Raw genomic sequence first — 12,627 nt, forward strand, 5'->3', positions numbered from 1 at the left:
ACAAAAAAAGCATCCTATTCCCTTCTATCGGAATACAATGTTCGCTATACGTCCGTATTCTGATTGCTTAAAATCACCACGTAGAAGATCAGCGACTGACCATACAAACGAAGCTATTGATGAGTGGTTATTATGAGTTTTACCTTGAGACATACAAAACAGACTCTTTCAGAGAGAAAAATTGCATGAATTATCCAGAAATAAGCACAACTATTCTGTAAACGATATCAAAAAGAGTTGGATAGAGCATCCGTGGGTGGTTCGTCTGCGTGGCACAGGAGGCTTTTGCAGGCTCAAGGGATGCACTAGGCAAACTACCAGAGTTAGCCCCTGTCTATGGGACGTCACAATAAACAAATCACGATGGTATCAGCAAAACCATCGTGATCTATCTTTGATACAGCCTAGAATGGAAGGCGAGGGGTACACAGCGATTGTATTTTGTCTTCTATCTTACATAGCAATTCTGTTTCGGTTGGCTTGTGGTTTGTCATTCTGGCTTGCTCTAGAATAGAAACCATAAACCAAGATAGAGCATAGGGATCAACATGATCACTACGACTCATTACCATATCACTTAAATCTTCATGCATAGCATGAATCCATTCAAGTGATGCGATTTCAAAGTTGGCGTGGTCCATTATATCTAAGCAAGTGCTCGTACAATGGATACTCTCTTTACTAAACTCCATAAGCTTCCCTCTTACCCGTAAGTATCAGGTTTTGATAGTGTTAACCTTATCGAGGACAACACCTTTTACAAAACCTTATCTAGATGTATTATTAAGGCTACAATTTATCTCTCAAAAAACAATAATAACCTCCTATAGATTAAATATAGTAATAGAAAATTGCTTTTGCAAGTTTTTTTGCTCTTCTGTAGATAATAAAGATATAAAGGAAGTAATTTTGCTTAAATGTAACCTATCTAGAATCATGGGTGAGAAGCGATTGAAGATATCTGACGTTGCACGAGACACAGGGATAAACAGAGGTACTATCACCCGCATGTATAACGAAACGGCCACTCGGGTTGACCTTGATGTTATTGAAGCCTTGTGTCGATATTTAGAGATCGGTATATCAGAACTCTACCAACTTCAAGACTAGGGGTAGATCTAATAATTAAAGGGGAAGTAAGAGCAAAGTTCACACATACGATAGGACTGTTCTTGTTGCTCGACTTTCGAATTGATTGTTGCCTATGCGTATGTGTGACTTAATCAAGGCTCATTAGCGATACGTTAAATGAATTCGCGAAAGTGAATGTATTCAACACAAAACATATACACAATGAGAAATAGCCTTAAGGCTATGCACACTTATTCCAGTGCCTCTTCACTGTCGCAATGCCTAAGGCCAGTTCAGCAGCAGTCTTTCCCTGTGATAACCCATTCATTTTGCACTCCTGGACCCGTTTAGTTGTTTCAATAGCTATTGGCCTACCTAACTTCTTGCCTTCAGCTTTAGCTCTGGCTAAGCCTTCCTGAGTTCGCTCACGAATTCGGTTGCGTTCAAATTCAGCAAAAGCAGAAAACATTTGCAGCATGAGCTTACCTTCCGATGAAGATAAATCAGCAACAGGCAGATCAAGACAAACAACTTTAATATAGGAATCGCTTAGCATCTGAATAGTTTGTTGGACATCAATATTGTCACGCCCCAAGCGATCAAGTTTCAGCACGACTAATGTATCCCCTGCTTCTAGCTTGTGATTGAGCAAATTGGAAAACTGTTCTCTATCACAAGCTTTAGTACTACCTGATATAGTCTCAGAGATAATACGCGATGATAAAATATCGTATCCAGCATTCTGGATAGCTAATACTTGGTTTTCTGTTGTTTGCTCAGTAGTAGAAACTCGGCAGTACGCAAATACTCTTCCCATAAATCACCTATTGGTATCAAAAAACTTAGTATCATTATAGTTTAGGTATCATAAATTGCAAATCTAGTTTGTTGATACCAATTATGTTGATTTTTAACTGGTATCATTTAACGTGTGTTTATTGATACCAGACTGCTAATCAACTCTCTGGGTTGTGTCGTAATAAGATTTTGCCGTTTGCGTCATATCATTGATTAAAGTGTTTAGCAGCTCCCCATCTATATGGTAAAAGTAAATTTCTAGTTTAGAACTACCCTTCTTCTTCAGTAAGATATATTTATTATCTTTACGGTATAAGTAAGTTTCTGAGGAGGCGGATTTATACTCAAACATCATCTTGACTATAAACTTTATAGTATTAACATGCTGAGTCTCTAAATTGCAATTTTCTAACTCTTCTAGACCTGCAATTATATTATTATATTTTTTTGAGTTTTTTATTTCTAATTTCTGTAATGCATGAATATGATCCACATCATCATGAGTAAGCATATCAGGAATTATTTTATTAAAAATAACTTCATTTATTTTTGTAAACCTCATTAACTTTGAAATATAGCTAGGATGAACCCCCCAGTCTTTTGCTATTTTCTTTTGTGCTCTCCCACTTTTAACAGAATGCTCAACAAACATTGCTTTCTGATATTCACTCACACCATCTGTTTCTTTCATTAAATGCATCAAGGTAAATGCCTGATAACAGTTGTCACCCGAGTTCAATATCGAAACAATAGTGAACTTATCATCTGATTTGTTAGATTTAAACTTTTGGAAGTCACAGAAAGACGAAACTAATATTATCTTCTTTTTTTCTTCTGAGAAGTAGCCAAAAGCAGGCACTACTTGTTTATTACCTTGGACTTCTTTATTTTCAACAAAACAAGGTCGTAAGGAGGGAGAATATTCTACATATTCATTAAGTTCATCGTAGGTTAATTCTTGCTTACTATATTTAATAGTTTTGCTAGTTGAAATGAATGTTTCTTTAGTCGAAATTAGCTTATCTATGAAGTTATTTTTACTCATATTTCTGTACTCGATTTTCTTTAGAATATCGAATGAGTAAATTCATGTCAACATAGTTGCATATATTTCACACAACATCATAGCACTCAGAATCATGAACTACTAACATACAGTGCAACCAATTTTTCATAAAATGCTTTCTAAAGCAGTCGACTTGCAACGAAAAGCACCTGAATTGCATTCCGTTGCACTTTATATTTAGCGGTAATCAAGCATTTTGTTAGTCAGCACAGCCCGAAATAGAATGCTTCCTTATAGTAAGGTTATAAATTTATAATAGTTATAATAGTTATAATAGTTATAATAGTTATAAATACCATGAATTAACCAAGCGATCCAGAATCTTTACAATAAAGAAACAAACCCACTAGCGCTTGCTTACATTTTACTGAGGGGATAAAAATTCCTTTGTCACCTTATACTCCATCACTTTATTCTGGCACTTATGTAACTTTCTACCATTTTCTGTAGTCCAAACATCGTGAGAGTAGATGTAAGGTAAGTTATCGCAACTTAGAAATATGATGGGGTTACCCCCTTAGGTAAGATGTCCATTAAGAGCTTCACTAGCTCTAGTCAGTTGGCCTTAATAAGCATGAATTAGATCACTTTGCTTCTACGTTATTGCATTAAATGGTTGTTTTCTCTTAAACGAGAACTATATTCCAACTGATATATATCAAGGGGGGGGGGCAGCGTAAGTATCATTGATACTAAAAAGGTTAAAGGCAGAGTAAATCAGGTAAAGTAATCAAGTATACGGTAGGTTAATGCCCCTAATTTATCCGCTACCTGGGCACCATTTATCTATCATAATAATCGTGCTGATCGTGCAATAAGACCGCTAGGCTAATGATCTCAACCTATATGATTATGTGGTGAAAGCAATTTAGGAACTGGCAAAGCGTTAACCTAATACAGACTCACTTCTGCCTTGGTACTTCAAAAATTTATTATTATGCCCCGTGAGATCATGTCTATAAATCGTACAGTTTAACACAGTACATCTGAAGTCTTTACGCCTCTTCTACCTGATCTCTAGTGAAAATAGATTTACCATAGTATTTGTAAGCGGCTTTCTCCCCCCTTCTAACCTGATAACCTAGTTCCCTCCACTTATCATAGGTATGGCCTTCATTACTGTTCGTATCATTATCGATATATTCTTGGTCAGTCGATGAACTATATCTTTTTTTCGCCCTATAAGCATCAAGCCTTTTCTGTTCTTGATGTCGAAAATCGCCATGTACCATATCTGCGCCACTATTTCCAACCCCAAAAATCTCTTCCCATTCACTTCCCATACATTACCCTTAACTATATTATTAATTGAAAAAATTACTCAAAAGTAGATATTTTATCGTGTTATTATATTGATATTTTTTACCTTCTCCTTTTATTTATTGTTAACCATAGTCAATCTTGATAATAAAGTGTCAATTTTTGTACCCAAGGTGAAACTTAATAATGCAAATAGTAATAAAGCTATAATTGTGTTTATTTCAGATGTATTTGAAGTAAAGTAAAATAAAATAACGAAACTAAGCTCAAATGGCAGTAATGGTCTAAATAAACCTTTACATATACCTATATTGCTTTTACAAAAAGGACATGTAATCGAGGTTTTGTACATTAACTTCAACTTATCTTCTTTGCTAATATCAAGCCTGCACTTAGGGCATTGATATTTTTCTTTAAAATAATCTGTAAACATAATTTGTTCGCTGTTTTTACTTTTATCACCAGATCCATAGCTAACCGCCTTCGAATAAGTATCAAGCCCCACAAATGTTGAGCAAAAAGCAAACTGGCCGACTTTTTCGTCATGTTGATTTGCTCTGTCCTGTGAGTATCACAGACTCTCTCTTGTTCTTGACTCATAGTAATCAATGGCTTTAGCTATTCAGTAACCTTGAACTTGAGAGTACAACTTATCCCCCCCAAAAAAATCGTGTCCGAGCAATAATCCGCAATGAACATGGGGTATACAATAAACTAACAATTATTGTCATAATCTAACATCAAGAACAGCAGATCAAGGACTAACAATTAAAGGGGGGCAGAATTTTGAAGTTATACAGTTCAAAGTAATTAATTGGTCAGCTAATCAAGCTTTAGTGCACACTTTCGCTATTTTTTGTGTTATTGAGAAAGCTGTTTCAAGTACTGCAAACCTTAATCAACAACCACGTTATAATATTCAAAAGCTTGATTCGCTAAATGATGTTGTTTCATCCAGTTCCAAATTTGTTCTATATCATTAACAACGCCGTTATGACCTACTACTTTAAAGTACTAATGAAACCTTTGAACAAAAGTCTGAGCAAAGCTTTTTAGTGTTTGCGTGATCTTAGGGAATAGCTCTCGCTTGGCTTGCGATTTAACATTTACTTACTAATAAATTAAAATATTTACAACAAAAAATTTATGTAATTAAATGAGTTTCGATATTATTTGTATCCTTCTATATTTGATCTTGAAAATACATTCAATGAAGGGGTTTGATTATATTTCGCAAAATAACAATTGAGGCTATGCATGAAGGACTTTCTGACGGAATTTCAATATAACTTTGGAAAAGGTAATGATGATTATATCGATTACCACGATAATGGACAGGTGCACATCCATATAAAAGATAATGAAAAGCAAGTGTTTGATCATTCAGGTTCTTTAATTTATAAAATAGTACCATTTTATAAATATGAAGGTCTCAAGATATATGATAGATATGCATATGAAGTTTACAAATACAATGCATCAGGCGTAATAATTTCTTATCAAGAATTCTCTGGTTTTCTCAGTAAATTAAGTTTAGACATCACTTATAGAGATGACGGCAGTTTAGAAAAAAAGATAATTTACGATGGGCAGTTATACGATAATCAAGATATTTATCGAAAAGAGCGTACAGAGGTTGAATATTATCCAAATGGTAATGTCAAGACTGAGACTCGTTATAGGATATGTGACCCCAATGAAGAAAACTCTTTTGGCATTTATTCAATTAGAAGAATAGAAAGGGATTTTTTTGAAAATGGCTCTATTAATATAATAAGAAAATTTGATAGTAGCGACCGTCTCAGTGAATTTATATTTGATGATTTTTCAAGTCTTCAAGATTTATATGGTTGGGCGTTTGAGTATGATATTGAACTACCTGAAGATGAATCAAAATTAAAAAACATATTGAATCTTGATTTATCTGAAACTAGTGAACTAATTAACTATTTACCAAAATCAATTAGTAAGCTTAAAAACCTTACGCTTTTAGATCTAAGTGGCAATAACTTAACAACGTTACCTAAAACTATTGGTAAGCTAGCCAATCTTGAAACATTGAATATAGGATATAACAATCTTACTCATTTGCCTGAATCAATTGGCAGCTTGGTTAAGCTTAAAGACCTAGATTTAAGTAATAATGAAATCAATCAGTTACCAGAATCCATGAATCAGCTAGTTAAGCTTGAGGCATTAAATATAGGATATAACAATTTTACTCATTTACCTGAATCAATTGGCAGCTTGGTTAAGCTTAAAGACCTAGATTTAAGTAACAATAAAATCAATCAGTTACCAGAATCTATGAATCAGCTAGTTAAGCTTGAGACATTGAATATAGGATATAACAATCTTACTCATTTACCTGAATCAATTGGCAGCTTGGCTAATCTTGAAACATTGGATGTAACAGATAATCAACTTACTCATTTGCCTGAATCAATTAGCATCTTGGCTAATCTTGAAACATTGGATGTAACAGATAATCAACTTACTCATTTGCCCAAAGCCATTGATAAGCTAATTTATCTTGAAACATTATCTGTAAGCGGTAATAATTTTTCTAATTAGGTAAATACTGGATGTAAATTTAATTCGGGTATACTGTAGTGGTTTATTGAAATTAGCCTCCTAATTGGAGGCTTTTTAAGATCTAGGGATAACTTCAGAAATTCTCGCCTTATTTAACAGTTTGTACATTATGTGCATAAGCCAAACATCGCTTTTAAAGATGCTAGATTTACGTGGTGCTCTCGTGAGCATCAATGTGATGGTATGTCAGACTAAAATAGCCAAAACCATCATTAATCAAGGCGGAGACTATTTATTTGCGGTTAAGTACGACTTCTCCTACCCAGAAGAGAGATTAACGGATCTGGATAGGAGAAGTGAAAAAGTCATTAATGATAAAGCCAAATATACAGATTGAAACAAGCAGAGCACTTTAAGCGCCATGTGTCTTGGGTCGAAGCCCAAGATTGCGTATGGTGCTCGAATGATTTAGCTCTAGAGGCATTAGTCTAACTCACAGTCATATGCTCCATAACAATGGTCTGATAACGTTTAGAGAGTCTTGATTCTAGGAGACACGGAATTTGATGTTGCTCGAAAAAAGTCATAATCAGTACAACTGAAAAAATAGTTAACTCTCTTGATCATTGATCCTTAGCTCAGTTCCTTGAATCAAATCAACTGCTCGAAATGCGACCAATCTGTGTAGGTGCCTATAGCTAGATGTTGTATCTAAATATGGGAAAGAATCTCTGATTCGATATTTAGACCATAAAATACTCGACGGTCATGAATGATGTTCAGAGACGTGTCAGCATAAGCATCACTAGTACGTTTATGTCTATTACCTTCTAAACCCAAACAAAGAGTTCCTCTAGTAAGCACTCAATCTAAATTAATCTCATTGTCTTTAAACACAAAAAGCCCCTTACTTTCGTAAGGGGCTTTTTTGAATATGGTACCAGCGGGCGGACTTGAACCGCCACGCCCGAAGGCGGGGGATTTTGAATCCCCTTTGTCTACCAATTCCAACACGCTGGCATTTTTTAAACTATAAAACACTATAAAACTATTTTCAACATAATGTTGGATATAATTTTATAATATTATCAGTGGGTTAGTTACACTTATCCTATACACACCTTGGATTTTGAATCCGTCGTGTATACCAATTTCACCACACCGGCACTGCATACCTATAAGGTACGTTTCGCATTATACGTAACCGAGCCTGCCACGCAAGGATAAAAATGCTCATAACGATTCGTTCGCGTATTTTTTAAACATGAAGCGCACTTTTTTACACTGTACTGCTTTGCAGAGAAGAGGCAAATGGCTATTCTGGCTCTCAAAATACAATGATTAGAATATTGGAACACATGAATTCACAAAGTACCTTACCAAAAGCTGGATTGATGCGACGTCTGAGCGCTTGGCTCTATGATGCGTTTATTATTATTGCCATTGAAATGATGGCCGCAGGATTAGTCGTCGCGGTTTTAGAGGCTCTAGTTGCTGCGGGCGTAATGAACTATGGTCACTACCTTGATGCCAGCGATTATCTCACCAATCATCCATTTTGGAGCATTGTGTTTACTCTTTACCTTGCTTCGGTTTGGATTGGCTTTTTTGTCTTCTTCTGGACTCGTGCCGGACAAACCATTGGTATGCGAGCTTGGAAACTGAGAGTGCAAAACGATGATGGTTCAAGAATCACAGTCACTCAAGCCTTTATTCGTATTGCCACGTCGGCATTTGGTTTAAGTAACTTGTCTGTACCACTGGATAACGAGAAGCGCGGTTTTCATGATGTATGGGCGAAAACTCAAGTCGTGGTTCTGCCAAAAGTGTAGTCGTCATCAACTTTTCCTCATAACTCCTCAATGTGCAAACACATTTCAGGACGAGACAAAAAATAGAAAAAGGGGAAGATGCCATGCACCTTCCCCTTTTCTGAAACTCTAGATTACAACTTACGCCGCAACAAGATGATTGCCACTAGCATAAAGGCAACACTTGGCGCTATCGCCCCCCACATAGGTGGTACTTGATACACCACACTTAGCGGGCCGAAAAACTCCGATGAAATGTAAAACGAGAAGCCAGCAATCACCCCAGAAAGTATCCTTGCCCCCATGGTCACACTACGCAGCGGACCAAAGACAAACGACAATGCCAACATCATCATGACCGCAATTGAGAGTGGCTGAGTGATCTTACGCCAAAATGCCAAGTCATAGCGTGAAGCATCTTGCTCTGAATCTTTAAGGTAGGTGACGTAACTGTACAATCCAGAGAGCGACAGTTCTTCAGGCTTCACGGTCACTATCTCTAACCGTTCTGGCACTAGCGTGGTTTGCCAATGTAAGCTGTCTTGCTTTTCCTTACTGATTTCCGTTTCATTGGTATACAGCGTGGTGGTCACGTGATTGAGCGACCAAGTTTTATCGCCAATATAATGCGCGTCTTTGGCGAACATGCTTCTTACTAGCTCTTTATGTTTATCGTATTCCCAGATATTGACGGCTTGTAATTTCCCGTCATGTACCCGGCCAATATAGATAAAGTCATCGCCATCTTTTGCCCACACTCCAGCGCGAGTCGACACCATATGGCCGCCCGAGATAGAGGCAGTACGAAGATCACGCGCCATTTTTTGAGCTTGTGGAGCCCCCCACTCACCGAGCAACATCACCATCAACATCAGTGGCAATGCTGTTTTTAGCACAGACATACCAATATCAACTTTAGAATAGCCCGACGCCTGCATAACCGTCAGCTCAGAACTGGTGGCTAATGTGCCCAGAGCAATCAAAGCGCCCAGTAGCGCCGCCATAGGGAAAAACATTTCGATATCACGAGGCACACTAAGCAACACAAAATATAGGGCGTGCAACAGGTCATAAGTGCCTCGTCCTACTTTACGCAATTGCTCTACGTATTTAATGATGCCAGACAGTCCCACCAGCGTGACCAAGCATATACTTGTGGTCGCGATGATCGTTCTGCCTATGTATAAATCTAGAATCTTAAACACTAAGAGGCCCTCTTCTGGCGAATCTTATCTTTCCAACGTCGCACTGGCAGACTGTCTACTGAGTTCAATACAATCCCCACGATCAGCAAGCTAATATTCATTGGCCACATCCCTATGACATCGGAGATTTTCCCCTCCTCAATCGCAGATTTGGCGGCACTGATCGCCATAAAGTACGCCAGATAGAACAAGATTGCGGGTCCCATTTTCGCAAAACGTCCTTGCCTTGGGTTGACCGCAGACAACGGAATGACCACCAAGGTTAATAATGGAATACACACAATTAAGCTGATTCGCCAATGCAGTTCCGCTTTCGCTTTTGGATCGGGGTTATTAAACAACTGAATGGTTGGAATTGCTTCAAAGTCCCGTCCTTTCGGTTTGACTTCTCGCTGACCGATAAGCGCATCATACTCATCAAAATTGGTCTTCATGTAATCCAATTGTGTGGGTATCCCTTCATAACGGGTACCATCAAATAGCGTTAAAATCTGACGACCATCCGATAACTCTTTTGCCTCACCAGAATCAGCAAACGCCACACTAGGACGAATTGAACCTTCACCTACCGTCTGTGCCACAAATACGTTGGTCAGTTTTTTGTCTTTCAACTCATCAATAAAGACCACAGCACTGCCATCAGGCGTACTTTGGAATTGACCTTTTTGCAGTAACTCTACGCTGGTTTCTGCCGCCAATTTATCCATTATCTGTGCTTCTTTGTCTTGCGACCAAGGAGCAAAGTACAGAGAGTTAAATGCAGCAATACCTGAAGTAATAAGCGCAAGGTATAACGCGGCCTGAATCAGAAACTTATTTCCGATACCCGTTGCGTTCATTACTGTAATCTCACTTTCAGCATATAAACGCCCGAAAGTAAGCAAAATACCTATATATAGACTCAGCGGTAGCATCAACAGCCCCATTGCGGGCATGTTTAGACCAACCACAGTCATAATAAGTCTGGCGGGAATGTCGCCATTTGAGGCATCGGCCAACACACTGATAAACCTTTGGCTTAGAAAGATTAAAAACAGTACGAAAAAGATGGCCAGCTGGCTCTTGATTGTCTCGCGGATCAAATATCTAACAATAATCACGCTAAAGTCCCTATAAGCTTGGATGCAAAACTTGTATTTTTACAGGAATCGCTATAATTTCTGATTGAACCTTTTATTTTTCAAATTTACTGACTAATCGATAATCAATTAACTTGCTCACACTCATTGAGTAAACATAGCTCTTGACCAAGATTCAACAAGTTAAGCAGTCATTATCTAACATTTATTGTGGTTTGTCTTCACGATGTAGGAGTAGGCATGGAGTTCAGCGTAAAAAGTGGTAGCCCAGAGAAGCAACGCAGCGCTTGTATTGTTGTTGGGGTGTTCGAGCCACGTCGTCTTTCACCAGTTGCAGAGCAACTAGATAAAATCAGTGACGGATACCTAAGCTCCCTACTGCGCAGAGGCGATCTAGAGGGTAAACCAGGGCAGATGTTGTTGTTACATCAAGTACCTGGAGTGCTTTCTGAGCGCGTTTTGCTAGTAGGTTGTGGTAAAGAGCGAGAGCTTGGTGAACGTCAATACAAAGAAATCATTCAAAAGACCATTAGCACGTTAAACGAAACGGGCTCTATGGAAGCCGTTTGCTTCCTCACCGAACTGCATGTTAAAGGCCGTGATACGTACTGGAAAGTACGTCAAGCAGTAGAAGCGACCAACGATGGCTTATACACCTTCGATCAATTTAAGAGCAATAAGCCTGAAACTCGTCGTCCACTACGCAAGTTAGTCTTCAATGTACCGACTCGTCGCGAATTAAACATTGGCGAGCAAGCGATCAATCACGGACTGGCTGTAGCCTCCGGTGTTTCCGCTTCAAAAGACCTAGGCAACATGCCACCGAATGTGGCAAATCCAGCATACCTTGCCTCTCAAGCGCGCCGTTTAGCCGATGACTATGAAAAAGTCACCACTAAAATTATTGGTGAGCAAGAGATGGAAAAACTGGGTATGACGTCATACCTTGCTGTTGGCCGAGGCTCACACAACGAATCCATGATGTCTGTGATTGAATATAAAGGCAATCCAGATGCAAACGCGAAACCTATTGTACTAGTCGGCAAAGGGCTAACCTTTGACTCAGGCGGTATTTCACTCAAACCGGGCGAAGCCATGGATGAAATGAAATACGATATGTGTGGCGCGGCCAGTGTATTCGGCACAATGAAAGCATTGGCTCAACTGAACTTGCCTATCAATGTGGTGGCGATTCTCGCAGGTTGTGAAAACATGCCGGGCAGCAACGCATACCGTCCAGGCGATATCCTGACCACCATGTCAGGTCAAACTGTTGAAGTACTCAATACCGATGCCGAAGGTCGTTTGGTTCTCTGTGATGCCCTGACTTATGTTGAACGCTTTGAACCTGATTGTGTGGTTGATGTTGCAACCCTAACCGGCGCATGTGTTATTGCTCTAGGCCATCATATCAGTGGTGTTCTATCTAATCACAACCCACTGTCTCATGAGCTAGTAAACGCCTCTGAGCAATCGGGTGACCGTGCTTGGCGTCTGCCAATGACCGATGAATACCAAGAGCAAATTGCAAGTCCATTTGCAGATATGGCAAACCTAGGTGGCCGTCCCGGCGGCACTATCACTGCGGGTTGCTTCCTTTCTCGCTTTGCCAAAAAATACAACTGGGCTCACCTAGATATTGCAGGTACTGCTTGGAAGTCAGGTCAAGCCAAAGGCTCTACAGGCCGTCCTGTTTCACTATTGGTTCAGTTCTTACTCAACCGCAGTGGACAAGAAACGGTCGAGTCTTAATAGAACACGATAACTAACCTATATAGCGCCTCCTTCGGGAGGCGCTTTTA

At 38.8% G+C, this 12,627-nt stretch carries 10 protein-coding genes, 1 tRNA gene and 2 pseudogenes; 5 read left to right on the forward strand and 8 right to left on the reverse strand.

Annotated elements, in window-relative coordinates:
- Positions 1-404: 404 nt before the first annotated feature.
- Complete coding sequence (locus tag VEZ01S_RS02165) at positions 405-692, reverse strand: hypothetical protein (protein WP_021712370.1); 288 nt, start codon at positions 690-692, stop codon at positions 405-407.
- A 217-nt stretch (positions 693-909) separates the two neighbouring features.
- Between VEZ01S_RS02165 and VEZ01S_RS02170 the strand changes: the two genes are divergently transcribed.
- On the forward strand, positions 910-1,110 hold the full coding sequence (locus VEZ01S_RS02170; RefSeq protein ID WP_021712371.1) for a helix-turn-helix domain-containing protein: 201 nt from the start codon (positions 910-912) through the stop codon (positions 1,108-1,110).
- Positions 1,111-1,312: 202 nt separating this feature from the next.
- Here VEZ01S_RS02170 and VEZ01S_RS02175 read toward each other — a convergent pair whose 3' ends face one another.
- The 3 genes from VEZ01S_RS02175 to VEZ01S_RS02185 all read right to left on the reverse strand — a co-directional run bounded on the left by VEZ01S_RS02175 (position 1,313) and on the right by VEZ01S_RS02185 (position 4,218).
- Positions 1,313-1,888: a recombinase family protein gene (locus VEZ01S_RS02175; protein ID WP_021712372.1), complete on the reverse strand. Its 576-nt coding sequence runs from the start codon at positions 1,886-1,888 to the stop codon at positions 1,313-1,315.
- Between the two features lie 135 nt (positions 1,889-2,023).
- Positions 2,024-2,914, reverse strand: a complete 891-nt coding sequence (locus VEZ01S_RS02180) for a hypothetical protein (protein ID WP_021712373.1) — start codon at positions 2,912-2,914, stop codon at positions 2,024-2,026.
- Between the two features lie 1,016 nt (positions 2,915-3,930).
- Entirely contained in the window at positions 3,931-4,218 is a 288-nt protein-coding gene (locus tag VEZ01S_RS02185; RefSeq protein WP_021712374.1) for a hypothetical protein, read from the reverse strand.
- 1,234 nt (positions 4,219-5,452) lie between these two features.
- On the opposite strand from VEZ01S_RS02185, the gene VEZ01S_RS16295 reads away from it, so the two are divergent.
- Both VEZ01S_RS16295 and VEZ01S_RS16705 read left to right on the forward strand, forming a co-directional pair.
- Positions 5,453-6,769 (forward strand): leucine-rich repeat domain-containing protein, encoded by a 1,317-nt coding sequence (locus VEZ01S_RS16295; RefSeq protein ID WP_021712376.1) that lies wholly within the window; start codon positions 5,453-5,455, stop codon positions 6,767-6,769.
- Positions 6,770-6,920: 151 nt separating this feature from the next.
- Positions 6,921-7,037: pseudogene (locus VEZ01S_RS16705) on the forward strand (ISAs1 family transposase); the annotation flags it as partial.
- Between the two features lie 109 nt (positions 7,038-7,146).
- On the opposite strand, the pseudogene VEZ01S_RS16475 reads toward VEZ01S_RS16705, so the two are convergent.
- Positions 7,147-7,323 (reverse strand): annotated as a pseudogene (locus tag VEZ01S_RS16475) (IS4-like element ISPpr4 family transposase); the annotation flags it as partial.
- Positions 7,324-7,665: 342 nt separating this feature from the next.
- Positions 7,666-7,750, reverse strand: a tRNA-Leu gene (locus VEZ01S_RS02205).
- A 338-nt stretch (positions 7,751-8,088) separates the two neighbouring features.
- On the opposite strand from VEZ01S_RS02205, the gene VEZ01S_RS02210 reads away from it, so the two are divergent.
- Entirely contained in the window at positions 8,089-8,562 is a 474-nt protein-coding gene (locus tag VEZ01S_RS02210) for an RDD family protein (RefSeq protein WP_040889934.1), read from the forward strand.
- Positions 8,563-8,675: 113 nt separating this feature from the next.
- On the opposite strand, the gene lptG is transcribed toward VEZ01S_RS02210, so the two are convergent.
- Together lptG and lptF are read right to left on the reverse strand one after the other, a co-directional pair.
- Positions 8,676-9,746, reverse strand: coding sequence for an LPS export ABC transporter permease LptG (lptG, locus tag VEZ01S_RS02215; protein ID WP_021712379.1), 1,071 nt, complete (start codon positions 9,744-9,746; stop codon positions 8,676-8,678).
- Positions 9,746-10,846 (reverse strand): LPS export ABC transporter permease LptF, encoded by a 1,101-nt coding sequence (gene lptF / locus VEZ01S_RS02220; protein ID WP_021712380.1) that lies wholly within the window; start codon positions 10,844-10,846, stop codon positions 9,746-9,748. The genes lptG and lptF overlap by 1 nt, the downstream gene beginning before the upstream one ends.
- Positions 10,847-11,065: 219 nt before the next feature.
- Between lptF and pepA the strand changes: the two genes are divergently transcribed.
- The gene (pepA, locus tag VEZ01S_RS02225; RefSeq protein WP_021712381.1) at positions 11,066-12,577 is read left to right on the forward strand and encodes a leucyl aminopeptidase; all 1,512 of its coding nucleotides are present in this window, start codon (positions 11,066-11,068) and stop codon (positions 12,575-12,577) included.
- Positions 12,578-12,627: the final 50 nt, after the last annotated feature.

Source organism: Vibrio ezurae NBRC 102218, assembly GCF_000467185.1.
Lineage (GTDB): Bacteria > Pseudomonadota > Gammaproteobacteria > Enterobacterales > Vibrionaceae > Vibrio > Vibrio ezurae.

Coding starts and splice junctions, on each gene's coding strand:
- VEZ01S_RS02165 (WP_021712370.1), bottom strand. CDS start 692: ATGGAGTTTAGTAAAGAGAGTATCCATTGTACGAGCACTTGCTTAGAT.
- VEZ01S_RS02175 (WP_021712372.1), bottom strand. CDS start 1,888: ATGGGAAGAGTATTTGCGTACTGCCGAGTTTCTACTACTGAGCAAACA.
- VEZ01S_RS02180 (WP_021712373.1), bottom strand. CDS start 2,914: ATGAGTAAAAATAACTTCATAGATAAGCTAATTTCGACTAAAGAAACA.
- VEZ01S_RS02185 (WP_021712374.1), bottom strand. CDS start 4,218: ATGGGAAGTGAATGGGAAGAGATTTTTGGGGTTGGAAATAGTGGCGCA.
- VEZ01S_RS16295 (WP_021712376.1), top strand. CDS start 5,453: ATGAAGGACTTTCTGACGGAATTTCAATATAACTTTGGAAAAGGTAAT.
- VEZ01S_RS02210 (WP_040889934.1), top strand. CDS start 8,089: ATGAATTCACAAAGTACCTTACCAAAAGCTGGATTGATGCGACGTCTG.
- pepA (WP_021712381.1), top strand. CDS start 11,066: ATGGAGTTCAGCGTAAAAAGTGGTAGCCCAGAGAAGCAACGCAGCGCT.